General features: G+C 72.8%; 21 protein-coding genes and 2 pseudogenes. 9 read left to right on the top strand and 14 right to left on the bottom strand.

The window, feature by feature from the left end; translation table 11 throughout:
* Positions 1-14 precede the first annotated feature (14 nt).
* Positions 15-1,334 carry a hypothetical protein gene (locus ACZ5NH_RS04255; protein ID WP_468772894.1) on the top strand — a complete coding sequence of 440 codons (1,320 nt, stop codon included), beginning with the start codon at positions 15-17 and terminating at the stop codon, positions 1,332-1,334.
* Between the two features lie 13 nt (positions 1,335-1,347).
* On the opposite strand, the gene ACZ5NH_RS04250 is transcribed toward ACZ5NH_RS04255, so the two are convergent.
* Both ACZ5NH_RS04250 and ACZ5NH_RS04245 read right to left on the bottom strand, forming a co-directional pair.
* Positions 1,348-1,581, bottom strand: coding sequence for a hypothetical protein (locus ACZ5NH_RS04250; RefSeq protein ID WP_388625593.1), 234 nt, complete (start codon positions 1,579-1,581; stop codon positions 1,348-1,350).
* A gap of 91 nt (positions 1,582-1,672) precedes the next feature.
* Positions 1,673-3,523 (bottom strand): glycoside hydrolase family 15 protein, encoded by a 1,851-nt coding sequence (locus ACZ5NH_RS04245; protein ID WP_468772893.1) that lies wholly within the window; start codon positions 3,521-3,523, stop codon positions 1,673-1,675.
* Between the two features lie 153 nt (positions 3,524-3,676).
* On the opposite strand from ACZ5NH_RS04245, the gene ACZ5NH_RS04240 reads away from it, so the two are divergent.
* A complete protein-coding gene (locus ACZ5NH_RS04240) occupies positions 3,677-3,883 on the top strand; it encodes a hypothetical protein (RefSeq protein WP_388625588.1) in 207 nt (68 codons plus the stop codon).
* A gap of 144 nt (positions 3,884-4,027) precedes the next feature.
* Here ACZ5NH_RS04240 and ACZ5NH_RS04235 read toward each other — a convergent pair whose 3' ends face one another.
* From ACZ5NH_RS04235 to efeU, 5 genes are all read right to left on the bottom strand, one after another.
* Positions 4,028-5,161, bottom strand: a complete 1,134-nt coding sequence (locus ACZ5NH_RS04235) for a molybdopterin-dependent oxidoreductase (RefSeq protein ID WP_468772892.1) — start codon at positions 5,159-5,161, stop codon at positions 4,028-4,030.
* A 397-nt stretch (positions 5,162-5,558) separates the two neighbouring features.
* Positions 5,559-6,035: a DUF5709 domain-containing protein gene (locus tag ACZ5NH_RS04230; protein ID WP_468772891.1), complete on the bottom strand. Its 477-nt coding sequence runs from the start codon at positions 6,033-6,035 to the stop codon at positions 5,559-5,561.
* A gap of 69 nt (positions 6,036-6,104) precedes the next feature.
* Positions 6,105-7,262, bottom strand: a complete 1,158-nt coding sequence (nicT, locus tag ACZ5NH_RS04225; protein WP_388625583.1) for a Nickel transporter NicT — start codon at positions 7,260-7,262, stop codon at positions 6,105-6,107.
* Between the two features lie 102 nt (positions 7,263-7,364).
* Complete coding sequence (gene efeB / locus ACZ5NH_RS04220; RefSeq protein WP_468772890.1) at positions 7,365-8,636, bottom strand: iron uptake transporter deferrochelatase/peroxidase subunit; 1,272 nt, start codon at positions 8,634-8,636, stop codon at positions 7,365-7,367.
* Between the two features lie 56 nt (positions 8,637-8,692).
* A complete protein-coding gene (gene efeU / locus ACZ5NH_RS04215) occupies positions 8,693-10,723 on the bottom strand; it encodes an iron uptake transporter permease EfeU (RefSeq protein ID WP_468772889.1) in 2,031 nt (676 codons plus the stop codon).
* Positions 10,724-10,945: 222 nt separating this feature from the next.
* On the opposite strand from efeU, the gene ACZ5NH_RS04210 reads away from it, so the two are divergent.
* The 4 genes and pseudogenes from ACZ5NH_RS04210 to ACZ5NH_RS04195 all read left to right on the top strand — a co-directional run bounded on the left by ACZ5NH_RS04210 (position 10,946) and on the right by ACZ5NH_RS04195 (position 13,276).
* Positions 10,946-11,605: a DedA family protein gene (locus ACZ5NH_RS04210; protein WP_451556463.1), complete on the top strand. Its 660-nt coding sequence runs from the start codon at positions 10,946-10,948 to the stop codon at positions 11,603-11,605.
* Entirely contained in the window at positions 11,605-11,904 is a 300-nt protein-coding gene (locus tag ACZ5NH_RS04205) for a hypothetical protein (RefSeq protein WP_468772888.1), read from the top strand. The genes ACZ5NH_RS04210 and ACZ5NH_RS04205 overlap by 1 nt, the downstream gene beginning before the upstream one ends.
* Entirely contained in the window at positions 11,901-12,656 is a 756-nt protein-coding gene (locus tag ACZ5NH_RS04200) for a phosphatase PAP2 family protein (protein WP_468772887.1), read from the top strand. Before ACZ5NH_RS04205 ends, ACZ5NH_RS04200 begins: the two co-directional genes overlap by 4 nt.
* A pseudogene (locus tag ACZ5NH_RS04195) lies at positions 12,610-13,276 on the top strand (response regulator transcription factor). The gene ACZ5NH_RS04200 and the pseudogene ACZ5NH_RS04195 overlap by 47 nt, the downstream one beginning before the upstream one ends.
* Before the next feature lie 219 nt (positions 13,277-13,495).
* Here ACZ5NH_RS04195 and prcB read toward each other — a convergent pair.
* The 3 genes and pseudogenes from prcB to ACZ5NH_RS04180 all read right to left on the bottom strand — a co-directional run bounded on the left by prcB (position 13,496) and on the right by ACZ5NH_RS04180 (position 16,887).
* Positions 13,496-14,349: pseudogene (gene prcB / locus ACZ5NH_RS04190) on the bottom strand (proteasome subunit beta).
* Between the two features lie 73 nt (positions 14,350-14,422).
* Complete coding sequence (locus ACZ5NH_RS04185) at positions 14,423-15,403, bottom strand: lysylphosphatidylglycerol synthase transmembrane domain-containing protein (RefSeq protein WP_468772886.1); 981 nt, start codon at positions 15,401-15,403, stop codon at positions 14,423-14,425.
* A complete protein-coding gene (locus tag ACZ5NH_RS04180) occupies positions 15,400-16,887 on the bottom strand; it encodes a hypothetical protein (protein ID WP_468772885.1) in 1,488 nt (495 codons plus the stop codon). Before ACZ5NH_RS04180 ends, ACZ5NH_RS04185 begins: the two co-directional genes overlap by 4 nt.
* Before the next feature lie 167 nt (positions 16,888-17,054).
* On the opposite strand from ACZ5NH_RS04180, the gene ACZ5NH_RS04175 reads away from it, so the two are divergent.
* Together ACZ5NH_RS04175 and ACZ5NH_RS04170 are read left to right on the top strand one after the other, a co-directional pair.
* The gene (locus ACZ5NH_RS04175; RefSeq protein ID WP_388625558.1) at positions 17,055-17,438 is read left to right on the top strand and encodes a BlaI/MecI/CopY family transcriptional regulator; all 384 of its coding nucleotides are present in this window, start codon (positions 17,055-17,057) and stop codon (positions 17,436-17,438) included.
* On the top strand, positions 17,435-18,328 hold the full coding sequence (locus tag ACZ5NH_RS04170; protein WP_468772884.1) for a M48 family metalloprotease: 894 nt from the start codon (positions 17,435-17,437) through the stop codon (positions 18,326-18,328). Before ACZ5NH_RS04175 ends, ACZ5NH_RS04170 begins: the two co-directional genes overlap by 4 nt.
* Before the next feature lie 29 nt (positions 18,329-18,357).
* Here the strand turns inward: ACZ5NH_RS04170 and ACZ5NH_RS04165 are convergent, their stop codons facing one another.
* Together ACZ5NH_RS04165 and ACZ5NH_RS04160 are read right to left on the bottom strand one after the other, a co-directional pair.
* Complete coding sequence (locus ACZ5NH_RS04165; RefSeq protein ID WP_468772883.1) at positions 18,358-20,721, bottom strand: glycoside hydrolase family 65 protein; 2,364 nt, start codon at positions 20,719-20,721, stop codon at positions 18,358-18,360.
* Complete coding sequence (locus ACZ5NH_RS04160) at positions 20,718-21,458, bottom strand: HAD family hydrolase (protein ID WP_468772882.1); 741 nt, start codon at positions 21,456-21,458, stop codon at positions 20,718-20,720. The genes ACZ5NH_RS04165 and ACZ5NH_RS04160 overlap by 4 nt, the downstream gene beginning before the upstream one ends.
* 85 nt (positions 21,459-21,543) lie before the next feature.
* Here ACZ5NH_RS04160 and ACZ5NH_RS04155 point away from each other — a divergent pair, with 85 nt between their 5' ends.
* Positions 21,544-22,206 (top strand): nucleoside/nucleotide kinase family protein, encoded by a 663-nt coding sequence (locus tag ACZ5NH_RS04155; RefSeq protein WP_468772881.1) that lies wholly within the window; start codon positions 21,544-21,546, stop codon positions 22,204-22,206.
* 6 nt (positions 22,207-22,212) lie between these two features.
* Here the strand turns inward: ACZ5NH_RS04155 and ACZ5NH_RS04150 are convergent, their stop codons facing one another.
* Both ACZ5NH_RS04150 and ACZ5NH_RS04145 read right to left on the bottom strand, forming a co-directional pair.
* Positions 22,213-24,042: a hypothetical protein gene (locus tag ACZ5NH_RS04150; RefSeq protein WP_468772880.1), complete on the bottom strand. Its 1,830-nt coding sequence runs from the start codon at positions 24,040-24,042 to the stop codon at positions 22,213-22,215.
* Between the two features lie 5 nt (positions 24,043-24,047).
* Positions 24,048-24,926: a carbohydrate ABC transporter permease gene (locus ACZ5NH_RS04145; RefSeq protein ID WP_468772879.1), complete on the bottom strand. Its 879-nt coding sequence runs from the start codon at positions 24,924-24,926 to the stop codon at positions 24,048-24,050.

Below are 24,926 nucleotides of genomic sequence, written 5' to 3'. Positions count from 1 at the left end.
TGATGATCTCCGGCATGTTCTCACGCAGGAATCGCCGCCCGAAGTCCCCCGATCTCCTCAAGGCCTGGGAGTCCCTGGACTCGGGGGATGTGCCCGGTGCGCTGCGGCAGTTGCGGGCGGCCGGCGAGGAGCAGCCGCTCGTGGAGGTGGCCCTGGTGGTGCGGCGGGCCGCGGCAGCGGCGGGCTTCGACGACCTCGCGGAGGCCGCCGCGGCTCTCGCCGCCGACCCCGAACGCCCCAGGGCGCTCTTCGACTTCGGCTACGCCTGCGTCGAACGCGGCGTGTCCCACCTGGCGATCCCGCCGCTCCGCGAGGCGCTGCGCCGCAGCGACGGTTCGCTCGTCGTGCTGCGGGAGCTGGTGTCGGCGTTCGAGGACGAGGGCCGGCACCGCGAGGCGGTCACCGAACTCGCCCGGCACGAAGGGACGTTCCAGGACTGGCCGGACCGCTATCTGCTGGTGTTCAACGCCGTGCTGGCGGGCGATCTGGAGCTGGCCCGGCGCCAGCACGCACTGCTGGCCGACCCCGAGGACACGCAGTGGCAGCCGGCGCGGGACCGGCAGACCCGGGTGCTGGAGCGCGCGGCCGACGCCGAGCGGGTGTCCTCGCTCGATCTGACCGATCTGCGCGGCTGGCAGTACGTGATCGCCGGCACGGTCCTCGGCACCCTGTCGCCGTACGGCTTCGACGCGGGCATGCACGGCCGCTACGCCTGGCTGCAGGACACCCCCGACGGCTGTCTGCGCGGTCTGCTGCGGCTGCGCACGCTGCTGGAGGCCACCGAGATGCGGCCGCGGTCGGTGTCGCTGCTGCCCGACCGGGACTCGCGGATCCTCGGTCTCGCCGCGGCGGAGGTGCTGGACCTGCCGGCCGAGCCGTTCGCGCCCGGCCGGACGGACACGGTGGTCGTCGCCTACGACCTCGACGGACTGGCGGCGCACGACGGCGGCCCGGAGATCGTCGGGCAGCTCTTCGAGCGCGTGCCCGGTCAGGTGCTGCACGCGCACGCGAGCTGCTGGACGGACCCGCCCGCGATCACCCCGGACAGCGTGGGGCTGCTGCACCAGTCGGTGGTACCGCCCTGGGGTGAGCACCTGCGCGCGGGCGCGGACGGCGGCGTCGAGCGGGGCCCCGCGGACGACCGCCCGGAGGCGGAGATCGCCGCCGAGGTGGCGGCCGCCGACCCCGCCGCCGATCCGGGGGACGGCGAGGGCCCGGCGGACGACGACGCGCCGTTCGCCGCGTTCGCCGGCGCCGTCAGGGGCACCTGGCTGCGCGGCGACCGGGCGCGCGTCGACTCCGCCGGGCCCGTCCCGAGTTCCCGCTTCGCCTGAGCGGAGGAGGCGGTCAGCCGCTCAGCCGCTCGCGCAGCAGTTCCTTGCCCATCTCGGCGCCCTTGCGGCTGTCGGCCTGAGCCTTGTGGAACAGGTCCATGAGCTCGCGGTCGTTGTCGCGTTCGGCGTCCTGGATGTACGTCTCCAGGCGCAGGGCGTTGTCCAGACACGCCTCGACGTACCAGATGAGGTCGTAGTTCTTGTCGCGGGTACCGGTGACGCCACCTGTCTCACTGGAGCTGGTCATACGAGGTCTCCTCCTTCTGTCGACCCTGCGTCGGTCTCCTTTCGGAGACTCCCGGGTACCCGTACGACCTGCGCACACACCGCCCCGATGGTCAGCCGAGGGCGCGGTCGAGGTTGAAGGCGGCGCTGATCAGGGACAGGTGGGTGAACGCCTGCGGGAAGTTCCCCTGTTGCTCGCCGGTACGGCCGATCTCCTCCGCGTACAGCCCGAGGTGGTTGGCGTAGGTGAGCATCTTCTCGAAGGCCAGCCGGGCCTCGTCGAGCCGGCCGGCCCGCACCAGCGCCTCCACGTACCAGAAGGAGCAGATGGAGAAGGTGCCCTCGTCGCCGCGCAGTCCGTCGGGGCTGGCCTGCGGGTCGTAGCGGTAGACGAGGGAGTCGGAGACCAGGTCCTCGGTGAGGGCGTCCAGGGTGGACAGCCACTTGGGGTCGGTGGGCGCGATGAACTTGGCGAGCGGCATCATCAGCAGCGAGGCGTCCAGCACGTCGCCGCCCTCGTGCTGCACGAAGGCGCACCGGCGCTCGGACCAGCCGCGGTCCATGATCCGCCGGTAGATCGTGTCGCGGGCCTGCCGCCAGCGGGGCAGCTCGGCGGGCAGGCCGCGGTGGTTGGCGAGGCGGATGGCCCGCTCGATGGCCACCCAGCACATCAGCCGCGAGTACGTGAAGTTCTTGCGGCCGCCGCGGGTCTCCCACACGCCCTCGTCGGGCTGGTCCCAGTGCGTGCACACCCAGTCGACCAGCCTGCACACGTCGTCCCACTGGCAGCTGGAGATCGGCTGGGCCCATTTGTCGTAGAGGTAGATGGAGTCGATCAGGGCCCCGTATATGTCCAGCTGGAGCTGGTCCGCGGCGGCGTTGCCGACCCGGACCGGGGCGGAGCCCAGATGGCCCTCCAGGTGCGGCAGCTCGCGCTCGGGCAGGTCGGGGCGGCCGTCGATGCCGTACATGATCTGCAGCGGCGGCGCGGAGCTGTCGGTGTCGCAGGGGCTGACGTGCGTGGTCAGGAAGCGCATGAAGGCCTCGGCCTCCCCGGCGAAACCGAGCCGCAGCAGCGCGTACACGGCGAAGGCGGCGTCCCGTACCCACACATACCGGTAGTCCCAGTTCCGCTCGCCGCCGAGCTGCTCGGGCAGGCTGGTGGTGGGGGCGGCGACGATGGCGCCGGTGGGCCCGTAGGTGAGCAGCTTCAGGGTCAGTGCGGAGCGGTGCACCATCTCGCGCCAGCGGCCCCGGTAGCGGGACTGGCGCAGCCAGTGCCGCCAGTAGGCGACCGTGGCGTTGAACTGGTGCTCGGCCTCGGCGTGGGCGCAGCCTCGGGGGGCCACCGCGTCGCCCACCTGGTCGAGGGCGAACACCGCCGACTCGCCTTCGCCCAGCTTGAAGTCGCCGCGCGCGTCCCGCTCGTCGTGCTCCAGGTCGACGGTGGAGATCAGCGCCAGGGACCGCTCGGCGGACTCGAAGACGAGGGTGCCGCCCATGGTGCGCAGGGTGTGCGGGGCCGCGCCGTAGTCGAACCGCGGGGCGACCAGCACCCGGAAGGGTACGGTGCCGCGGACGCAGACCACGCGCCGGATCAGCCGGTGCCGGCCCGCCTCGCCCGTGCCGGCCGTGCCGTCGGAGGTGACCGGCATGAAGTCCTGCACCTCGCCGACGCCGTCCTCGGTGAAGAACCGGGTGATCAGTACGTTGGTGTCGGGGAAATAGAACTGCTTGGCACGCGCGGGTACGGCGGCGGCCAGCTCGAAGCAGCCGCCGCGCTCGGCGTCGAGGACGGCCGCGAAGACGCTCGGTGAGTCGAAGGACGGACAGCAGTACCAGTCGATCGTGCCGTTCGTGCCGACCAGGGCCACACTGCGCAGGTCGCCGATGAGTCCGTGCTCGGCGATCGGCAGATAGCGGGGGTGGGATCGGACGTCCTCGGGAAACGGGGTCTCGGCCATCTGCGGCCTCCCGGTGAGCGGTGCGAGATGTTTTCCAGCTTAGGTGCGAGTGCTCTCGGGTGGCGTGGGAAGGCGCTGCGGGGAATGGTGAGAGAGTGCCCCGTTCGGCGGCACCGGCACGGATGCGGTCATCCGGACCGAGGAGGAGACATCATGTCGACGATCACACCCGACGAGTCCCGGTCGTCCGACGACCACTGCACCCCGGACGCCCTGCTCCACTCCGCACCCTCCAGGGATGTCACCCCGGAGGATCTGGTGATGGCGGCGGGCAGGGACGTCACACCGAAGAACCTCGACTGGGCACGCCGCAAGATGGAGAAGGAGGGCCCGACAGCCATCGAGAGGCTGATGCCGTAGGGCGGTCCGGGGAAGCAAGGGCTACTTTTCAACGGGGGCACAACAGCCGATTCGAATGGGCGCGGGGCCGTATGCGATGTGCGGCTCCGCCGCGGGGTGCGATCAACCACGCACAGCCCGCACCCCGCCACACCACGCAAGCTGCTACGGCGAGTGGGCGTCGGCCACGCACACCACCCGCACCCAGCACACCGCGTTGTTGCCGAAGCCACCCCGGTTCCAGCACTGGTCAAGGGGCTGGCTGCGTCCACCGGCGTCGGTCGCCCGTGCGCCCACCGCGTATGCGCCGGGCACCGCGGCCCAGTCGTGGTGCCAGCGGCGCCACGCCCACCTGTGCCCGTCCGCCACCGGCTCGAGGTGGGCCGGCACCCAGTGGGCGCCACCGTCCGTGCTGACCTCCACCGAGGAGACGAGGGCCTGCCCGGACCAGGCGCGGCCGACGAGCCTCACCGCCCCCGGCCGCACCACCCGCGTGCGGGACATGAAGTCGGGAAAGCCGGGCGGCACCAGCAGGGCGCGTGGCGCGATCCGCGTGACCGGCTCGCCCGGCTCGTCGGCGGTGCGCCTGATCCGATACGCGACCGACTGCTGGAAGCCTGTGAACGGCACGTCGCTCACCGTGACCGAGCGCAGCCACTTCACCTGCGCCATGCCGTACCAGCCGGGCACGATCAGCCGCAGCGGCCGGCCGTGCTGCGGGGGCAGCGGGGCGCCGTTCATGGCGGTGGCGACCAGCACCTCGGGGTCGTGGCCCGTGGCCACGACCAGGGGCAGGGCGCGCTGGTAGTCCTGCTCGACGCCCCGCTCGACTCCGTGATCGGCGCCGGTGAAGACGACGTCGGCGGCCGCCGGGTCCGCGCCCGCCTCGGCGAGGAGCAGCCTGAGCGGGACGCCGGTCCAGTCGGCGGTGCCGACCGCCTCCACCAGCCAGGGCTGGCTGACCGGCCGCGGGGTCAGCAGGGCCCGGCCGTTGCCCGCGCACTCCAGGGTCACCCGGGTGGTGACCTGCGGGAAGGACAGCAGGTCTGCGAGGGACAGGTCGAGCGGGGTGCGCACCCGGCCGTCGACGGTCAGCCGCCAGGCACCGGCGTCCGGCACGTACGGGATGTCGTAGTGCGTGAGGACGTAGTGCAGTCCGGGCGGGGTGACGTCGTGCCGCATCGCCTCCAGGGGCAGACCGTGGTTGCGGGTGGCGAGCGCGAGTTCGTCGGCACCGATCCCCTCGCCGGGACCGGCCAGCCGGGCGGGGGAGCTCACGTCGCCGGTTCGCTCGCCCATGGCGTCATTGTCCTCCCGGGGCACCGACGTGGCGACCAAGGCCGGCACCGGCGGCAACTGCCGCGCGGCTCCAGGGATTTCGGCGGCGGCGATCCCTTCCGGGGCGGTCCGCAGGGCTGACAGACTCCGCAGGTGCACGCTGCTCGGGGTTCACTGCTCCGTGGTCTACCTGGTCAACGCGGTGTTCAACTGTCCGACGCCGGCCGAGTCGTACAAGGTCGCTGCGCTGGACGCGACGAATCGGCTCCGCCGGGTTGACCGGTTGGGGCAGCGCCGTTGGGGTTGCTGTCCGGCGCCGGGTGCGGGTGGTCTGTGGTTGCTCGCGCCCACGCGGCGGAGCCGCATATCGATACGGCCCCGCGCCCCTTGGTGGGACCAGTCCCGTCGGCCGACCGGCTCAGGTCTCCTCCTCGACCACATGCACGGCTGCCTCTTCCGCCCCCGCCGCTCCCCCGTCCACGCCCACGTCCCGGGCGATCTCCTCCTTGGTGGTGTCCGTGTGCGCGCCCTCGTCCGGGGCGACCAGGCGGCCTGCGCGGGACTCACCCGCCTCGGGGTCGACCGGCTCGCCCTCACCGCCGGGGATGTCGCCGATCTCGTCGCCCACCGGTGCCTGCGCGTCCGGGGTCTCCTGGGCGAGGCGTTCGTCCAGGGTCTCCCCGGCGTGCTGCTCGGCGGCGGTGGTGCCCTTCTTGGTGACGGCCAGGGGGCGTTCCGGCGGGGAGTAGCCCTCGTCGAGGACGTCGTCGTAGGTGCGCTCGTCGACCGCGTCCTGGAGGTCCAGGGGACCGGCGTCCGCCTGTTCCTCGTTGGTTCCGGTGGGCTGATAGGCGTCGTCCGCCATCGGGGTCTGCTCGGACTGCTGGTCGCTCATGGTCGCCTTCCTCTGGGCTCGCGGACGGTCCCGGTCCGCGTTTCCCGGAAGCGGGCGGCTAACCCCCGGTCAGGACCCCGACTGGTCGGCCGTGGCCAGGCCCTGCGTCCACTTCTCCTCGATGCGGCCCGCCTTCCACACCAGCAGGGCGACGGCCCAGGTGGCGAAGAACAGGCCGACGATGACGAAGCCGACGGTGTTGAGGTCGAGGCCGGAGATCCAGTCCCAGAAGGCGCCGTGCAGGTCGAGCTTGTCGGCGAGGAGGCCGAGGAGCTCGACGGTGCCGATGATGAGGGCGACGGCGACGGACAGGCCGGTGATGGTGAGGTTGTAGTAGACCTTGCGGACGGGCTTGGAGAACGCCCACTCGTAGGCGAAGTTCATGAACGAGCCGTCGATGGTGTCCAGCAGGGACATGCCGGCCGCGAAGAGGACGGGCAGGCAGAGGATGGCGTACCAGGGCAGGCCGGAGGCGGCGCCGGAACCGGCGAGCACCAGTAGGGCGATCTCGGTCGCGGTGTCGAAGCCGAGGCCGAACAGCAGGCCGAGCGGGTACATCTGCCAGGGCTTGCTGATCGAGCCGGTGACCCGGCCGAGGAGGCGGTTCATGAAGCCGCGGTTGTTCAGCTGTGTCTCCAGCGCTGCCTCGTCGTAGGCGCCGGAGCGCATCTGCCGGAAGACCTTCCAGATGCCGGCCAGGATGACGAGGTTGATGCCGGCGATGAGGTAGAGGAAGGTGCCGGAGACAGTCGTACCGATCAGGCCGGTCACCTGGTGCAGATGCGAGTTGTCGTCGCGGACCGGTCCGGCCAGGGTCTTCATGCCGAGCGAGAGCAGCAGGGAGAGGCCGAAGACGATGCTGGAGTGGCCGAGGGAGAACCAGAAGCCGACCGACAGCGGGCGCTGCCCCTGGCCCATGAGCTTGCGGGTGGTGTTGTCGATCGCCGCGATGTGGTCGGCGTCGAAGGCGTGCCGCATGCCGAGGGTGTAGGCGGTGACGCCGATGCCGATGCCGAAGGACTGGGTTCCCACGCTGAAGTGCTGCGGAGCGATGACACCGATCAGGGTGCCCCAGCCGATGATGTGCAGGGCGAGCACGAACGCGGCCATTCCGCCGACCCTGGTCCATTCCTGGCGCGTCATGGAGCCGCGGACGCGTTGCCAGGCCGAGCGCTTGGCGTCGGCCTGGGCGGGGAGGGACGGAGCGGAACCGGGGGCGGCCGTCATCGGGAGGGGCATCCTTCTGTGGTGCGGGTACGGCTGCACAGCGCAGCCTTGCGCTATAAAACCGCACTTGCAACCGATGTGCAATAAGGCCGCCGGGTGCCGTCAGACGGAGAGCATGCCCCGCCCCAGCCAGTCCTCGGCGTCCCGGACGCCGGGCAGGGCGAAGAAGTAGCCGCCGCCCGTCGGGGAGATGTAGTCCACGAGGGGCTCGTCGATCAGCCGGGTCTGCACCGCCTCGAACTGGCGCTTGACGTCCTGGTTGTAGCAGCAGAAGACCAGGCCCATGTCGAGGTTGCCGACGTTGTCCACGCCCCGGTCGTAGTTGTAGCCGCGGCGCAGGATCCGGGAGCCGTCGGTCGAGGCCTTGCGCGGGTTGGCGAGGCGGATGTGGGCGTCGAGCGGGATCGCGGTGCCGTGCGGGTCCTTGGCGTAGTTGGGGATGTCGGTCTCCTTGGCCCCGTCGAGGGGTGCGCCGGTGTCCTTGCGGCGGCCGAACATCTTCTCCTGCTCGGTGAGCGAGACCCGGTCCCAGAACTCGACCAGCATCCGGATGATCCGGATGACCTGGTAGCTGCCGCCCTTGGTCCAGGCGGGCTCGCCCTGGCCGTCGCCGACCCAGATCAGCTTGTCCGTCTCGCGGGCGGAGGTGACGTCCGGGTTGGCGATGCCGTCCTTGAAGCCGAGCAGGTTGCGCTGGGCGCCGGTGGGGCGCGGTGCGTTCTGGAAGCCGTCGATGCGCCACTTGATCTGCATGGCGCCGCGGGTGTGCCGGGCGATGTCGCGCAGCGCGTGCAGCACGGTGTCCTGGCTCTGGGCGCAGATCTGCAGGGACAGGTCCCCGTGGCACTCGGCCGCGTTCAGGTTGTCGTTGGGGAAGGTCCGCATCGGGGTGAGCCGGGCGGGCCTGGCCTTGCCGAGACCGTAGCGGCCGTCGAACAGGGAGGCGCCGACACCTACGGTGACGGTGAGGCCGTCCGAGGGGACCTCAGGGCCGAGGATGCCGTTGTCGGAGGGCGGCGCGCCGACGCCCAGGTCGGCGGGGGCGCCCCCGGAGGTGAGGAAGCGGGCCCGCTCGGTGATGGTCTTCAGCAGGTCGGTCAGGCCCTTGCGGTCGTCGGCTATGACGTCCAGCGAGACGAAGGTGGCGGCGGCCGGTGCCGGGGTGACGATGCCGGCCTGGTGGGCCCCGTGGAAGGGGACCTTGGCCGTGCCGTCGGCGTTCGCCGACTGCGCCTGCGCGGTGCCGCCGCTCTCGCCGAGGGCGAAGCCGCCGCCGGCCAGTACCGCTCCGGCGGCACCGGCACCCAGCGCGGTCCGCACGAAGGAGCGGCGGGCGGGGCCGACGGGGCAGGCCGACGGTTCGGCAGTGGACATCGCGGGGTTCCCTTCGGGGTGCGGGTGCGCGGACATGATCGGGCGGGCTTCGGACATCAGGCGGACTTCCGGATCTCGAGCAGGTCCGGGATCGGGGCGAGGTCTTCCAGCAGCTGGCCGGTGGCACCGTTCAGGTGCTGCCGGTCGGTCTGGGCGAGCCGGTCGACGGGGGTCCAGTGACCGCCGTCGTGGGTGGCGTCCAGGAGTTTCTGCACACGGGCGATGTCCGCGTCGACCGTCGGGAGCACCTTGGGCGCGCGGCTGGTGAGCAGCGGCTTGAGGACGGTGAGCAGCTCGCGGGTGCCGCTGAGGTTGGCGTCGGCGGTGGCGAGGTTGGTGCCGCTGCCCTCGTCGGTGTCGCCGGTCAGCTCGAACTGGAGGGTGTTCTCCAGGATCTCGTGTGCGCGCAGCGGGAGGTCGCCCGGGTCGAAGTCCTGGGTCGGGAACGCCTTCTGCAGTCCGGCGGAGTCGGTGGCGAGCTGCTGGGCCGGGCCGGTCAGGTCCTTGGCCGACTGGCCGTGCCACAGGCCGTACTCGATGCGGTGGAAGCCACTGAAGTCCTTGTCGTTCACGCCGTCGGCCAGTCCGTCGGCCCGGCCGTTGATCTTCTTGTCGAAGTCCTCGAAGGTGCCGTAGGCGGCACCGAGCGAGGAGTAGGTCAGGTGGGCGGTGAGCCAGTCGGTGCGGGCCTTGTCCAGGCGGTTGCCCCGGATGTCGTCGGCGAGGGTCCTGGTCTGGCCGACGAGGGTGGCCAGACCCTGGCCGACGTACGCCTTGTACGCCGTCAGGGGGCCCGCGAGGTCCTGTTCGGAGACGGGGACGACCGGCTTGGCCGCGCCGCCGCCGCTGACGGTGACCGGCTTGGAGGTGACGGCCTTGCCGCCGGTGGGGACACAGCGCCAGGCGTAGGTGCCGCCGGCGACGGTGGCGACGAGGTCGCGGGTGGTGCCGGGGGCGAGGCCCTCGATCTCGCCGTAGACCGCGCTGGTCGACGGGTCGATCAGGTACACCTCGGAGGTCTTGCTGCCGGTGTTCTGCATCTGGAAGGTCTGCCGGCCGGGCTTCGGCGCGGTGAAGCCCTTGCCGCACTGGGTCTCGGAGACGGCGACGGTCTGGTCCCCGGCGGGCTTGGGCCGGGAGAGGGCGACGACGAATCCGGCGATCACGGCGGGTACGGCGACCACGGCGGCGGGCACCACCCAGACCGGCCGGCGCCGCTGCGGCCGGCCGGCCTTCGGCTCGCGCTCGCGGCGCTCCTTCGCCTGCTTGGGAGCCGTGGTCCGCACGCCGCGCACGAACAGGGTCATCACGACGGCCAGGTAGGCGACATAGGCAAGCACCTGGAGCCAGGTCATGGTCGGGGTGAGGTTGAGGACGCCCTGGATCAGGGTGCTGTACCAGGAGCCGGCGTCGACGCTGCTCGCGAGGTCGACCGCGTAGGCCGTCTTCCCGGGCAGCACGCCGCCCTCCTGGAGGTCGCGCAGGCCGTACCCGAGGACCCCGGCCGCGATGACGATCAGCACGGCGCCGGTGGCGGTGAAGAACTTCGTCAGGTTGATCTTCAGCACGCGCCGGTACAGGCCCCAGCACAGGCCTGTCGCGAGTACCAGGCCGATGGCGGCGCCGGTCAGCGGTCCGGCCGACTCCCCGGCCGCCCGGGCGGTGGTCCACAGGAAGAGGGCGGTCTCCAGGCCCTCACGCCCGACCGCGAGGAACGAGGTGAGGATCAGCACGCCGGAGCCCATGGCGAGGGCGCCGGTCACCTTCTCCTTCAGCTCGCCGGAGAGGCCGCGGGCCGAGCGGCGCATCCAGAAGACCATGGCGGTGACGAACGCGACCGCGATCACGCTGAGGGTGCCGCCGAACGCCTCCTGGGCGGTCTGCGGCATGGAGGCGGCGGTGAAGGTGAGCACCGCGCCGAAGCTCATCGCCACGGCGACGGCGGCCAGGACGCCGGTCCACACCTGGGGCAGCCGCGAGCGCGCCTCGGCCCGCACCAGGGTGGCGACCAGGATGGAGACGATGAGTCCGGCTTCCAGTCCCTCCCTGAGTCCGATCAGGAAACTCGGAAACGCGTCGTCCCACATGCCCTGCTGCCCTCCCTGTTAGTTAGCGAAGGCATACCTTACCTTCGCGGACCATCATGACCACGATCATGTAGTCGGCCGGTCATGAAGCGGCAATGGGCGGGTAAAGTCCGGGAACGTTCGCCGCTCTCCGTTCGTCTACGGGTCGTTAGACCGTCTACAAATGTGTAGTCGGATCCAGTCACAGTCGAAGTCACAGTCGAAGGAAAGGGCGTACGGCGCATGGCCACTCCCCCACACCTGGCGTCGCAGCTCGCGGTCAACGTGCTCGACGCCCATTCGCTGCTCGCCGCCTTCGGCGTGCTCGGCGTCGGCGTGGTGCTCTTCGCGGAGACGGGACTGCTGATCGGGTTCTTCCTGCCCGGAGACTCCCTGCTGTTCACGGCGGGGCTGCTGTGCACGGGCAAGTCCGACAGCGCGGTGCACCTCTCGCTCGGGCCGCTGCTCGTCGCGGCGGCCGTCGGCGCGCTGGCCGGCGCGCAGTGCGGGTTCCTCATCGGCCGGAAAGCGGGCGGCGCGCTGCTGGCCCGCAGCCGGTCGGCGAAGCTGCGCGAGGGCGCGCAGCGCGCCGAGGAACTCCTGGAGCGGTACGGACACGCGAAGGCGATCGTGCTGGCCCGCTTCATCCCGGTGGTGCGCACGGTGCTGAACCCGCTGGCGGGCGCCCTCGAGGTCCCGGCCCGGACCTTCACCCTCTGGCAGGTGGCGGGCGGCCTCGTGTGGAGTCTCGGTGTCACGCTCGCGGGATACGCGCTGGGCTCCTCGATCCCGAGCATCGACAAGTACCTGCTTCCGCTGATCGCGCTGATCGTCGTGGTGTCCCTCCTCCCGCTCGCGGCCGAGGTGCTGCGCTCCCGCAGGGCGGCCAGGGAGACCCGCTGATGACGTCCGCTCCGTCCGGCTCCTCGGCCGACCGGCCGCTCCACCTAGACGTGGTGGGCCGGTGGCGGGGCCGCCGGCACAGGGCGGACGCGGCGGGTACGGAGCTGACCGTGCCGGTGGCGGCTGCGGCCCGCGCCGCGGCGGTCGCCCTGTTCTTCGTCTCCCGGCAGCCGGGCGCCCTCGCCCCGGTGTGCGCGCGCTTCCTGGCCATGATCGTCCTTCGCCGCCCGCAGACCCGCCGCACCGCACCCCTGGCGGGGACCTGGCTGCGCCCGCTGCTGGTGGCGGCAGCCGTATGAGGTCCGGACGACTCGCGGCGTCGGCGGGCACAGTGGCCCTGGGCGCCTGGATGGCGTTCGCGGCGCTGGCCGCCGTGGTGGTGAGCGACCAGGGCAGCCCGCTCGCCCCGGACCGGGGCCTGCTGTCCTGGTCCGTCGAACACCGCCCGCCGGTCGCGGTGGCGCTGGCCCGCGGTCTGACCGCCACGGGCACGGGTGTCGTGCCGTACGTCCTGGTGGTCCTGGCCGGGCTGATCGCCGGACGCACCGGGCGGCAGCGGATGGTGGCCGTGCCGCTCGCCGCGGTCTGCCTGGGCGGGGGCCAGGCGGTGCGGTACGGCGTGATGGAGCTGGTCGCCAGGGCCCGGCCGCCGCAGTACGACTGGCAGACCCAGGCCTCCGGCTGGTCGTTCCCCTCGGGTCACACGACCACGGCCGCGCTGACGGCGGGCCTGCTGATCACGGCCCTGTGCCTGCGTGCCCCACACGGCCGGACCGTGCTGTGTCTGCTGGTCGCGTGCTGGGGGGCGGGGGTCGGGCTGACCCGTGTCTTCCTGGGCGTGCACTGGTTCACCGACGTGGTGGGCGGCTGGCTGCTCGCCGTCGGCTGGCTCGGTGTCTTCGTCTGCGTGGTGGCCCGGTGGCTGCCCGGGCGATACGTCCCCCGTGCCCCGGAGCGGGGCACACCCCACCCGAACGACACGGCCGACGGGCCGGTGGAGAGACATGCACCCGAGGATCCTCATCGTCGAGGACGATCACGCCCTGCGTGACGTGCTGCGCCGCGGTCTGCAGGACGAGGATTTCGACACGGTCTGTGCCGGCGACGGGCGCCACCGCGCTGCGGCTGGCGACACCGGACGTGTCCGGCGTCGTACTGGACGTCGGTCTGCCCGACGCCGACGGCCGCGACGTCTGCCAGGCGATGCGGGCCAACGGCTTCCTGGCCCCGGTCCTCTTCCTGACCGCGCGGCAGGGACTCACGGACCGCCTGTCCGGCTTCTCGGCCGGCGGGGACGACTATCTGCCCAAGCCGTTCCACCTCGCCGAGCTGGCCGCCCGGCTGCGCGCCGCCCTGCGCCGGACCGCGCCCCCGGCCCCGGCGGCCGCCGCGGGCGAGCTGGTGCTGAACGCCGTCCGGCACAGCGCCACCGTGTCCGGCGGGCGCGTCGATCTCACACCGACGGAGTTCCGGCTGCTGGCGGCGCTCACCGCGGCCGGCGGGGAGCTGGTGCGCCGCCGCGACCTGCTCCGCGCGGGCTGGCCGGAGGGGGCACAGATCAGCGACAACACGCTGGACCAGTATCTGACCCGGCTGCGCCGCAAACTGCGCACGGCGGGCTGCGATCGGACCATCGCCACATCCCGCGGGATCGGCCACCGCCTGACCTGAGACGGTGGGACGACGGCCCGGGCGGTCCAGGTCCTGTCGTCGAACTCCCGCCGTCCGCCCGGAGGGCGGGCCTCGCGGCGTCAGCTGCGTGCTCTGGGGGTCCCCGTTGGCTGGCGGAGTGCCGGGCCGAGTGGGGGTACCCGCTTTGGGGGAGCGTGCACGGCGTCGGGGGCAGGCAGGAGTTCGACGACAGGGCCTGGCGCCCGGCGCCGCTCGGGGTCAGGGGGTGGCGTGGGGGCCGTCCGGGCGGGCGCTGCGCTGCCGGATCATCTCCCGGCTGAGTTCCTCGGTCTCCTCCCCCGGCAGCCGCTCGAAGCCGTCCTCGGTGATGACGGCGACGACCGGGAAGATGCGGCGGTGCAGGTCCGGGCCGCCGGTGGCCGAGTCGTCGTCCGCCGCGTCGTACAGCGCCTGGAGCGCGGCGAGGACGGCCTCGCGCCGGGTGAGGCCCGGCCGGTACAGCTTCTTCAGCGCGCCACGGGCGTACGGGGAGCCGGAGCCCTCGGCGTGGAAGTCGTACTTCTCGTACAGTCCGCCGGCCGCGTCGAGGCCGAAGATGCGGCCGCGGCCGCCGTCGGGCTCGGTGAGGTCGTACCCCGCGAGCAGCGGGACGACGGCGAGGCCCTGCATGGCCTGGGCGAGGTTCTGCCGGATCATGGCCGCGAGCCGGGACGCCTTGCCGGCCAGGGTCATCGGCGTGCCCTCGATCTTCTCGAAGTGGGTCAGCTCGACCTGGAACAGCCGCACCATGTCGACGGCGAGGCCCACGGTGCCGGCGAAGGCGACGGCCGTGTGGTCGTCGGCCGGATGCACCTTCTCCAGGTCGCGCTGGGCTATCAGGTTGCCCATGGTGGCCCGGCGGTCGCCGGCGATCAGCACGCCGTCGCGGTAGGTGAGGGCGAGCACGGTGGTGCCGTGCGGGAACCTGTCGGGGGCCATCCGCACTCCGGCGGGCAGCACGGGCGCGGTGGGCAGCAGCCCGGGCGGTGCGCGGCCAGGAACTCGGTGAAGGACGACGTCCCCGGCGTGAAGAACGCCTCCCCCGGCAGCCCCGCTGTGTCGTTCCCCGACATGGCTCTCCCCCTCCTGCACGGCATCGACACCCGACTCCTACCTGTGGCGGGCGTGCGGGAAACTCCCGCTGCCTCACAGGGCCTTGCGCCGCACCAGCACGCCGAGCACCAGCAGCCCCGGAAGCAGGGGCAGCCACACGGTCAGCAGCCGGTACCCGAGCACGGCGGAGGCGGCGGCCGCGCCGGGCGCGCCGGAGACGGTGAGGGCGAGGGCGAGCGCCGCGTCCAGGGAGCCGAGGCCGCCCGGGGTGGGCAGCAGGGCGGCGGCGCTGCTGGCGGCGAGGTACAGCAGGGCCACCTGGAGCGGGGGCAACGGCAGTTCGACCGCCTGGGTGACGGCGATGAGGACCAGCGAGTGCAGCGCGGCGAAGGCGAGGGAGCCGCCCCACAGGGCCGCCGCTCGCGCGGGGCAGGTGTGCAGGGCGCGGATGTCGGTCAGGACGGCCGTGAGGGCCCGTCGGCAGCGCGCCCACCAGGGGGTGGCCGGCAGGGCCATGAGCAGCACGAGTCCACCGAGGGCGACGGCGAGGGTCGTCGGGGTGAGGTGCGGTGGACGCAGCAGTCCCGGGCAGGCCGGGACGAGCAGCGCGATCAGTGCCAGGCGGACCGCGGCGCCCGCGGTGGCCTTGACGGCGAGGGCACTGGCCGAGCGGCCTGCGGGCAGTCCGCAGCGCATCAGGAACCTGAGGTTCACCGCGCCGGCGCCGAGCCCGGCGGGCAGCAGATGGTTGGCGGCGGAGGCGGCGAACTGGGCGGCGACCAGCCGGTGTCCGGGCAGCCGTCGGAGCACCGCGCCCTGCTGGGCGAGGGCCGAGGCCGCCCAGGTGCCGACGGCCGCCGTGGCGCCGACCAGCAGCCAGCCCGGGTCGGCGCCGGCCAGCCGCCCGGCCCCGCTCTCCAGGGCGGGCCAGTGCCGGCGGGCCAGGTACAGCCCGCCGAGCAGGACGGCGAGCAGGACGCCCGCGTGCCAGTAGGCGTGCCGCCGGCCCAGGGACGTGGTGGGTTCCGGCGGGGACTCCAGCGGCCGTTCTCGGGTACGCAGCGGGGACGTCATCGGCCGCCCCTGGGTACGGAGTAGTACAGCCGCTGTCCGTCGAGCGGTTCGGACGGCCAGTGGCGGGCGTATCCGGGCGGCCTGGTGACGTCGGGCACCAGCGCGGCGACCGGGATCCGGCGGGCGGTCCCGATGATGGCCTCCTGGGTGCTGTTGGCGTTGTGCCCGGCCGTCGCGGTCGAGGAACAGCCGGTGTAGAACGCGACAGGGATCGCCTCGTCCCCGGTGAGCAGGCAGGGCGGGCGGACGCCGAGCCGGTGCAGGAGGGCGGCGGTGCGGGACCACCCGCGGTGGTCTGCGGTGGTGTTGCGGACCGTCTTCTCCAGGGCCGCCAGCTGCACCGCGAGGTGGGCGGCGAGTCCGAGGCAGAGCAGTGTGGCGACGACCGGGCGCCAGGGCCGGCGCGGCGCGGTGAGCAGGTACACCAGGGCGCCGGCGACCGGCAGTGCCAGCAGGGCGTAGGCCGGGAGCAGGAAGCGCGGGGCGGCGTAGCCGATCATGAACAGATACGGGAAGGCGGCGGTGGCCGCGCAGGCGAGCGGCAGCAGCGTGGCCGTCGTGCGCCGGGCGCGGACGGCGACGGCGAGCCCGAGCACCGCGAGCAGGGGCAGGACGAACCACCAGAGGGTGACCACCGGGTTGGGGAGGTGACCGGTGCACGGCCGGCACAGCGCCCGGCCGCCGAGGCTGCGCAGCTGGTCGACGACGGCGGAGTGCCAGCCGAGTCCACCCTGGATCCGCGAGCCCTCGGACAGCCGGCGCAACGGGCCGCCGTAATCGGTGTACGCCTCGATCACCCACTCGGTGCTGCCCGCCGCTAGCCCGGCGAGCAGCACCGCGAGCGCCCGCCAGTGGCGGCGGGCGAGGCCCAGGGCGAGGAGCGGCAGCACCGCCCAGACGGCGTCCATGGGCCGCATCAGGGCCATGAGCGCGGCACTCGCCGCCAGGCCCCACGGGGCGGCCCGGTCGGCCCGGTCGGCGCGGGCGCGCAGGAAGCAGGCGACGGCGGCCAGGGCGCCGACGGCGACCCAGTAGTTGGGCATGGCCTGCGGGCCGTAGAACAGGGTGACCCACAGGGAGGCGAACAGGGCGCCGGCGAGGGCGAGCACGCGCACCGGGAACAGGCCGCGCCAGGCGCGCAGGGCCAGATACAGGGCGAGGCCGGACAGGACGGCGAGGTAGATCCGTAGCAGTGCCGTGGAGGTGGACCAGGAAGCGACGGGCGCGACGAGCAGCGGGACGCCCCGCGCGCGGGGTGCGCTGAAGAAGGCGGCGGGGGCCTGGGGACTGACCTGGCTGACGTACACCGTCTCGTCCCAGCCGAGGCCCATGCCAGGCCGGACGAGGAGGAGTTGGGCCAGGGTGAAGGCCACGGCGACGGCCGCGAGCGGTGCGGTGGCAGGGAACGGCCGGACGCCACGGGACGTGCGGAACGAGCGCGAGCGCCGGATTCCGGCGAGTGTGGCGTACGCGCTGCCGGCCATCATCACCCCTCTGCCCCCGCGGCGTGTGGGGACCCTTGTCACCCTACAGCCTGTAGGGTCGCGAACGGGAGTCGGGGAAAACACCGCCAAACTACCCCGAACCCGGGCCTCGCGCCGGGAGGATGGGGCCATCCGGCCGACGGCACTACGCGCTGTAAGGTTGGGGCATGGCTGGCACAGGGTCCCGCGGCAGGGCGGAGCGGCGCAGCGCCGGTGAGCTGGAGAGCGAGGTACTGGCCGCGCTCTGGGCCACCGAGCGGCCCCTGACCCCGGCCGAGATACAGGCCGAGATCGACGGGGCGCTCGCCTACAACACGGTACACACCATCCTCAAACGCCTGTACGACAAAGGGCTGGTGCTGCGGGACGCCGACGGGCGGCGCGGCGCGTACCGTCCGGCGAAGAACGCGGCCGAACTGACCGCCGAGGCGATGCACGAGGCCCTGGACCGGGGCCCGGACCCGATCGCCGCGCTCCAGCAGTTCGTGACCGGACTGAGCCCCGAGGAGGAGCGGGCGCTGCGCGAACTGCTCGCCGGAGGCGCCGCATGAGGTTCGACGTGTACACCCCGCTGGTGCTGTCCCTGCTGCTGTCGGTGGCCGGTCCGCTGGTCGCCCGCCGGGTCGCTCCGGCGCTGGCCGCGCGGGTGCTCACCTCGGCGGCCGTCCTGACGGCCGCGGCCACCACCTGGTCACTGGCCCTGCTGGCCGCCGCGCTCCTCGGGGACGCGCCGCCGGTCATCCGCGAGGCCCGCCAGGACGGGCATCCGGTGACGGACCCGGTGCCCGAGGCGATCGGCCTCGCCGCCTGTCTGGCGCTGGTGGCGATCGCGATACGGGTGTACCGGGCCCTGCGCGCCGAGCGCCGCACCCGCCGCGCTCTGCGCCGGCTGTGCGCGGGGCACCCGGCGGGCACCGAGCTGATCGTCGCCGCCTCCGAGGTGCCGCAGGCGTTCGCGATCCCGGGCCGGCCGGGCCGGATCCTGGTCACCTCGGCGATGCTGCGCGCGCTGGAGCCCGCCGAGCGGCGGGTGCTCCTCGCGCACGAGCGCGCCCATCTCGCCCACCGGCACGGGCCCTTGGTCGCGGCGGCGACGCTCGCGGCGGCGGCCGACCCGCTGCTCGGCCCGGTGCGCAAGGCCGTCGGCTTCCTCGTGGAGCGGTGGGCCGACGAGCAGGCGGCGGCCACGGTCGGCGACCGGCGGACCACCGCCCGGGCGCTGGCCCGGGCCGCGCTCACCACCGGCCGGGCCCGCACCGCCTGTGCCCTGCACTTCACCGACCGCGCCGTCATCCGCCGGATCGCGGCCCTGCAGACCAGCCCGCCCCCACGGCTGTGGACGGCCGCGGCGGCCGTCCTCCTCCTGGGCACCCTGTCCGCACTGCTCGCGGCCGACGCGACGGGCGACTTGCTGCGGCAGCTGTCGGGCGTCCTGAACTGAGAGAGCCCGCGAGAAGCGCCCCGAAGGGGTCAACTCCCGTTCGGAGCCCGGTGCGGCGGCTGCTCGGGAGCGGCACGGCGAACGACCGGCGGCACCGCCCGCACCGCCGGCTCGTCGGCGCTCACGGTGAGCGGCTCACCATGGTGCCGCAGGCTCAGCGGCGGCCCGTCCAGCAGCGCGTACGTCGCCTTGTCCGCGCCGATGTCCACGCGCAACCGCCGGCCGCGGAACTCGACGTTGAAGGCCAGCCGGCTCAGCCGCTCGGGCAGGCGGGGCGCGAACCGCAGGCGCTCGCCGTCGCGGCGCATCCCGCCGAAGCCCGCCACCAGCGCCATCCAGGTGCCGGCCAGCGAGGCGATGTGCAGCCCGTCGCGCGTGTTGTGCTCCAGGTCCTGCAGATCCATCAGGGCTGCCTCTGCGGTGTAGGCCCAGGCGAGGTCCAGATGGCCCGTCTGGGCGGCGACGACGGCCTGGCAGCACGCCGACAGGGAGGAGTCCCGCACGGTCAGCGGCTCGTAGTAGGCGAAGTTCCGGGCGGCCTGCTCGGCGTCCTCCTCGTCGTGTCCGGTGTCGAAGAAGTCCCCGCAGGTGTACATGGCCAGCACCAGGTCGGCCTGCTTGACGACCTGCTTGCGGTAGAGGTCGAAGTAGGGGAAGTGCAGCAGCAGCGGGTACTGCTCGGGACGGGTGCCCGCGAAGTCCCAGCGCTGGTAGCGGGTGAACCCGGCATGCTGCTCGTGGACACGGAGTTCGTGGTTGTAGGGGACGTACATGGCCTCGGCGGCGTCCCGCCAGGCCGCGCTCTCCTCCTCGTCCACGCCGAGCCGCGCCGCCTCACGCGGATGGCATTCGGCGGCGTCGGCCGCGGCGAGCAGGTTCTGCCGGGCCATGAGGTTGGTGTAGGCGTTGTCGTCGGCGACCGCGCTGTACTCGTCGGGTCCGGTGACGCCGTCGATGTGGAAGACGCCGTGCGCGTCGTGGTGTCCCAGCGAGCGCCACAACCGGGCCGTCTCCACCAGCAGTTCCACGCCGGCCTCGCGCTCGAACAGGGTGTCGCCGGTGGCCTCGACGTACCGGACCACCGCGTCGGCTATGCCGGCGTTGACGTGGAAGGCGGCGGTGCCGGCCGGCCAGTACGCCGAGCCCTCCGGTCCCGCGATGGTCCGCCACGGGAACGCGGCCCCGCCGAGCCCGAGTTGGGCGGCGCGTTCGCGGGCCTCGTCCAGAGTGTTGTACCGCCAGCGCAGCGCCTCGGCGACCGCCGCGGGGGCGGTGTGGACGAGCACGGGCAGCACGAACATCTCGGTGTCCCAGAAGGCGTGCCCGTCGTAGCCGGAGCCGGTCAGGCCCTTCGCCGGGATGGCGCGCTGCTCGGCGCGGGCCCCGGCCTGCAGGACGTGGAACAGGGCGAACCGCACGGCCTGTTGGACCTGCTCGTCGCCCTCCGCCTCGACGTCGGCACGGGCCCAGAAGTCGTCCAGGCAGGCCCGCTGGTCCGCCAGCAGGCCCTGCCAGCCGTCGTGCGCGGCGGCGGCGAGCGCGGCGTCGACCTGATCGGCCATCGCGGGCAGCGAACGGGTGCCGGACCAGCCGTGGGCGACCAGCTTCTCCACCCGCAGGGTCTGCCCGGGCTCCAGCACGGAGGTGACCGTCAGCCGGGCCACGTCGGCGCCGCTCTCGCTGCGCGTGGTGGTGCGCCCGGGGCCGCTGACGACATGCTCGGCGGCCACCGCCACCCGCAGGCCGCTGCGCCGGGTGCGGTGCACCAGCCGCAGCCGGCTGCCGGAGGCGAAGTGGTCCTCCTGCTCCAGCGGCGACTGCAGCGCCATGGCCGCCCGCGGATCGCCGTTCGACTCGGGCAGGCTCTCGTTGGCGACCAGTTCGGACTGGATCACCACCCGGCTGCGGCTGCCGATGGCCGTCACCTCGTACGCCACCGCGGCCACCGCGCGCTGGGTCAGCGACACCAGCCGGGTGGAGCGCACCCGGACCGTGGAGCCGGCCGGGGAGGTCCACTCGCAGGTTCGCTCCAGCACCCCGCGGCGCAGGTCCAGGACCCGCTCGTGGGCGACGAGCCGGCCGTAGCGCAGGTCGAACGGCTCGTCGTCCACCAGCAGCCTGAGGATCTTGCCGTTGGTGACGTTGATGACCGTCTGGCCGGACTCCGGGTAGCCGTAGCCGGCCTCCGCGTACGGCAGCGGGTGCACCTCGTGCACGCCGTTGAGGTAGCTGCCGGGCAGGCCGTGCGGTTCGCCCTCGTCGAGGTTGCCGCGCCAGCCGACGTGCCCGTTGGACAGCGCGAACACCGACTCGCTCTGGGCGAGCACGTCGAGATCGAGGGACGTCTCCCGCACCGCCCACGGCTCCACGCTGTACGACCGGTCGGTGATCACTGCTTGCCTCCCAGCTCGGCCAGATCCCGCACCACGATGCTCGCGCCGTGCGCGTACAGCGCGTCGGCCTGCCCCACGCGGTCCACGCCGACGACATGTCCGAAGCCGCCCGCGCGGCCCGCGTCCATGCCGGCCAGCGCGTCCTCGAAGACGGCCGCCCGGGACGGCTCGACGCCCAGGTCGTGGGCGGCGGCGAGGAAGGTGTCGGGGCGCGGCTTGCCCGGCAGATGGCGCTCGGCGGCGACGACGCCGTCGATCCGTACGTCGAAGAAGTGTTCGGCGCCGACGGAGCGCAGCACGTCCTTGCAGTTGGCGCTGGAGGAGACGATTGCCGTGCGCAGCCCCGCGGCGCGGACCGCCTCCAGATAGCGCAGGGTGCCCTCGTAGGCCTCCACACCGCCGGTGCGGATCCGCTCCAGCAACAGGACGTTCTTGCGGTTCCCGAGGCCGTGCACGGTAGGGGCGTCCGGCGGGTCCTCGGGGGTGCCCTCGGGCAGGTGGATGCCGCGCGAGTCGAGGAAGGCGCGGACGCCGTCGGCGCGAGGGCGGCCGTCGACGTACTCGTCGTAGTCGGCGACCGCGTCGAACGGCCGCCCCTGCTCCCCCGCGTAGTCCCGCAGGAACGCGTCGAACGTCTCCTTCCAGGCGGCGGCGTGTACGACGGCCGTCTTGGTGACGACCCCGTCGAGATCGAACAGACAGGCCTGGATGGTGTCGGGAAGACCGAGCTGAGTCATACCCAGCACTGTTCCCCATGGGGCACGGTCCAGTGAGTGGCACACGCCACACACCGCGCGAACTCCTGGTGACACACTCTGCAGTGTGCCGCTGACCTTCGACGACCTCCTCGACCGCGCCCGTGACCTCGTCCGGGACGACCGGCGTGCCGTGCTGGGCATCACGGGCAGCCCCGGGGCGGGCAAGACCACCCTCGCCGAGCATCTGGTGCGCGCCCTGAACGCCGACGGGCCGCCCTGGGTCGCACACGTGCCCATGGACGGCTTCCACCTCGCCGACGTCGAGCTGGACCGGCTGGGCCGCCGGGACCGCAAGGGCGCGCCGGACACCTTCGACGCGGCCGGGTACGCGGCGCTGCTGCGGCGGCTGCGCGAGGACACCGGCGAGGTGGTGTACGCGCCCGGGTTCGAGCGGGTGCTGGAGCAGCCGATCGCCGGCGCGATCCCGGTACCGCCCGCCGCCCGGCTGGTCGTGACCGAGGGCAACTACCTTCTGCTGACGGAGGGTTCGTGGGCGCGGGTGCGGCCGTGCCTGGACGAGGTGTGGTTCTGCGAGACGGACGAGGACCAGCGGATCCGGCGGCTGATCGCCCGGCACGAGGAGTTCGGCAAGGACCACGAGACGGCCGCGGCCTGGGTGCTGGGCACGGACCAGCGCAACGCCGAGCTGGTGGCGACGACGCGGGGGCGGGCGGACCTGGTGGTGCCGGCGGGCGCGCAGCCGGCACCGGTGCTGCCCGAGCGCTGACGAGGCTCAGCGGTGGAGCGTGAGGGACGGCTCCCCACGGCCGTCGCCCGCCACCGCGCCGATGACCGCCGTGAACGCCTCCGTGCGGGCGATGAGCCCGTCCGGGCCCTCCTCGAACACCGGCGCGAAGGGGCCGCCCGGCCCGTACCGCACGGCGAACACATGCAGCCCCTCCGGCGCGCTCGGTGCCGGTTCTGCCTCCAGCGCGCTGGAGGAGACCAGGTGGCGCCAGCCCTCGTCGGGGTTGCCGTAGCCGCGCGGGTCGGCGGCGAGCGCGAACGCGGCCTGTTCCTGGGTGAGTCCGGCGCGGGTGTCGAAGTGGTCGGGCCCGGCGTCCGCTGGGTGCGTGAGGCGCAGACCCCCCGCCGAGACGACCTCGCCCTCGGCGGTGCGGCGCACCCGGTCGCCGTCGTCGGCGGCGTACGGCAGCCCGGACAGCAGGTAGGGCGCCCCGTCGAGCCGCTCCACGGCGACCGCCACCCACAGGCTGGCGCCGTCGGTGACGTACAGCGAGCGGACATGGCGCAGGACGTGGTCGCGGCCGACGACGGGCTTGGTCACCAGTTTCGCCGCGAGCCCCTCGGCGCGGACGTCCGCGACCCGGACCTCGCCCATGGGGCGGCACAGCAGGAAGCCGTCCGCGACCGGCCCGAACCCGTGCTGACGGCGCACGGCCGCGGGCAGGTAGTAGGTGCCGCCCGCCTCGATGAGCGAGGGGGTCATCCGGCCGTCGAAGGCCACGGACACGTTGCCGGAGCGCAGTTGGTGGCGGGCGGGTGCACAGGACGGGGTGCGGTGCCAGCGGGTGGGGTCCTGGATCTGCCAGACCAGCATGAAGGCGAAGTGCCCGTCGATCCGGCCGTCCCGCTGGGCGGCATGCCTGCCCCAGCGGGTGTCACCCCGGTAGCGGCCGAGGTCGGAGCCGATGCGTGCGCCGAAGTACCGCAGTCCCAGGACGGCTTCAAAACCGGAGTGCTGTTCGCTGTACCGGGGGCCGCCGTTGTCGTAGCCGCCGGACGTCAGCCGGGCGTCGATGTACCGGGCGAGGGCGTCGCCGTCCTCGGCGAGGATCTCCTCTCCGCTGACCCGGTGGGCCTGGGCCAGGAAGGACAGGGAGATCGGGCCGTAGTTGTTGTCGTAGGCGCCGCCGTGCTCGGGGGGCAGGAGCGCGCCGCGGTCGCGTACGCGGTGGGCGCGGATCTCGTCGGCGTACAGGCCGAGCGCTCGCACCCGGACCGACTCGCCCTGATGGTCCGGGAGATGGCGGGCGAGCATCAGGCCGCCGGTGACGCAGCCGATGGCCTGGTTCCCGGCCTCCTGCGGGTTGAAGAAGGTGGCCTCGGTGAGCCACCGCCAGTAGCCGTACGCCAACTCCCCTAACAACCTGCGCTGTTCGTCGTCCAGCAGGCCGTCGGCGGCATCGAGGACGTTGACCGCCTGGAGCAGCGCCCAGACGGTGCTGGGCCAGTCGCCGATGGGGTGGACGCCTGCTTGGAGCACGTAACGGGCGTACGGCAGACCCGAGTCGGTGGCCTTGAGGTTCGGGTAGCCGGGGTTGTCCTCGGTGTACACGCGCTCGCGCAGATGGAAGGCGAGGCTGCGGCGGACGGCCTCCGGCAGCCGGGGGTCCTTGCCGCGTTGCCAGGCGAGGGCGAGCAGCGAGGTGATGCCGAGGGAGGTGTCGCCGATGTCGTCGTGGACGTCGGGGTGTTCGAGGTTGCCCTCGGGGGTCATCCGGGCGAGGGCCTGCTCGGTGACGTGGGCGAGGACGGCGTCGTACGCGTCCGCGGTGTCCGGCAGGTCGTGCAGCGGGCCGCGCTGGTAGGGCAGATGCACGCTGTTCAGCCCTTCATTCCGGTGGTGGCCAGGCCTTCCACCAGTCTCTTCTGGAAGACGAGGAAGCAGATGAGCGTCGGGGCGAGCGCGAGTGTCGACATGGCGAACATCGCGCCGTAGGAGGAGCCGCTGGTCTTGTCCAGGAAGAGGGTGAGGCCGAGGGGGACGGTGAAGCGGGCGTTCTGCTGGAGGTAGACGAGCTGGCTGAGGAAGTCGTCGTAGGTCCAGATGAAGGTGAAGATCGTGGTGGTGACCAGGGCCGGCCGCATCAGCGGCAGGATGATCCGCCAGTAGATCTGGAGCGGGTTGGCGCCGTCCATCATCGCGGCCTGGTCCAGCTCGCGCGGGATGGAGCGGATGAACTGCACCATCAGGAAGATGAAGAAGGCGTCCGTGGCGAGGAACTTCGGCACGATCAGCGGCAGGAAGGTGTTGATCCAGGTCAGGTTGTCGAAGATCGTGTACTGCGGGATCAGCGTGGCCTGCATGGGCAGCATGAGCGTGCCCAGCATCAGGCCGAACCAGATCTTCTTTCCCCGGAACTCGAAGCGTGCGAAGGCGTAGGCGGCCAGCGAGCAGGAGATGACATTTCCGGTCACCGCGCCGATCGTGACGATCAGTGAGTTGGTGATGTAGAGCGAGAAGGAGTTTCCGGAGCCGCTCCAGCCCTCGGAGTAGTTCTGCGGGTGCAGCCGGCCCGGGATCAGTCCGGGGTGCGTGAAGATCTGGGTGTCGGGCTTGAGGGAACTGCTGAGCATCCACAGCAGCGGGTAGAGCATGACGAGCGCGACCCCGATGAGCAGGGTGTGCAGGAGGACGCGGCGGGGGCCGGTGAGCGAGCGGAGCTTCTGCACCGGCGACGCGTTCGGGGCGATGGCGGACAT

The organism is Streptomyces sp. NPDC031426 (assembly GCF_055581585.1).
The sequence above is the reverse complement of the archived record's forward strand: the minus strand, read 5'-3'. Positions and strand labels throughout refer to the sequence as shown.

Excerpts from the sequence above, each read along its gene's own strand:
- ACZ5NH_RS04200 (WP_468772887.1), top strand. The coding sequence starts at position 11,901 with ATGAGGTCCGGACGACTCGCGGCGTCGGCGGGCACAGTGGCCCTGGGC.
- nicT (WP_388625583.1), bottom strand. The coding sequence starts at position 7,262 with ATGACGGCCGCCCCCGGTTCCGCTCCGTCCCTCCCCGCCCAGGCCGAC.
- ACZ5NH_RS04180 (WP_468772885.1), bottom strand. The coding sequence starts at position 16,887 with ATGGCCGGCAGCGCGTACGCCACACTCGCCGGAATCCGGCGCTCGCGC.
- ACZ5NH_RS04185 (WP_468772886.1), bottom strand. The coding sequence starts at position 15,403 with ATGACGTCCCCGCTGCGTACCCGAGAACGGCCGCTGGAGTCCCCGCCG.
- ACZ5NH_RS04145 (WP_468772879.1), bottom strand. The coding sequence starts at position 24,926 with ATGTCCGCCATCGCCCCGAACGCGTCGCCGGTGCAGAAGCTCCGCTCG.
- ACZ5NH_RS04245 (WP_468772893.1), bottom strand. The coding sequence starts at position 3,523 with ATGGCCGAGACCCCGTTTCCCGAGGACGTCCGATCCCACCCCCGCTAT.
- ACZ5NH_RS04205 (WP_468772888.1), top strand. The coding sequence starts at position 11,605 with ATGACGTCCGCTCCGTCCGGCTCCTCGGCCGACCGGCCGCTCCACCTA.
- ACZ5NH_RS04250 (WP_388625593.1), bottom strand. The coding sequence starts at position 1,581 with ATGACCAGCTCCAGTGAGACAGGTGGCGTCACCGGTACCCGCGACAAG.
- efeU (WP_468772889.1), bottom strand. The coding sequence starts at position 10,723 with ATGTGGGACGACGCGTTTCCGAGTTTCCTGATCGGACTCAGGGAGGGA.
- ACZ5NH_RS04170 (WP_468772884.1), top strand. The coding sequence starts at position 17,435 with ATGAGGTTCGACGTGTACACCCCGCTGGTGCTGTCCCTGCTGCTGTCG.
- ACZ5NH_RS04160 (WP_468772882.1), bottom strand. The coding sequence starts at position 21,458 with ATGACTCAGCTCGGTCTTCCCGACACCATCCAGGCCTGTCTGTTCGAT.
- ACZ5NH_RS04235 (WP_468772892.1), bottom strand. The coding sequence starts at position 5,161 with ATGGGCGAGCGAACCGGCGACGTGAGCTCCCCCGCCCGGCTGGCCGGT.
- ACZ5NH_RS04210 (WP_451556463.1), top strand. The coding sequence starts at position 10,946 with ATGGCCACTCCCCCACACCTGGCGTCGCAGCTCGCGGTCAACGTGCTC.
- efeB (WP_468772890.1), bottom strand. The coding sequence starts at position 8,636 with ATGTCCACTGCCGAACCGTCGGCCTGCCCCGTCGGCCCCGCCCGCCGC.
- ACZ5NH_RS04240 (WP_388625588.1), top strand. The coding sequence starts at position 3,677 with ATGTCGACGATCACACCCGACGAGTCCCGGTCGTCCGACGACCACTGC.
- ACZ5NH_RS04255 (WP_468772894.1), top strand. The coding sequence starts at position 15 with ATGTTCTCACGCAGGAATCGCCGCCCGAAGTCCCCCGATCTCCTCAAG.
- ACZ5NH_RS04175 (WP_388625558.1), top strand. The coding sequence starts at position 17,055 with ATGGCTGGCACAGGGTCCCGCGGCAGGGCGGAGCGGCGCAGCGCCGGT.
- ACZ5NH_RS04230 (WP_468772891.1), bottom strand. The coding sequence starts at position 6,035 with ATGAGCGACCAGCAGTCCGAGCAGACCCCGATGGCGGACGACGCCTAT.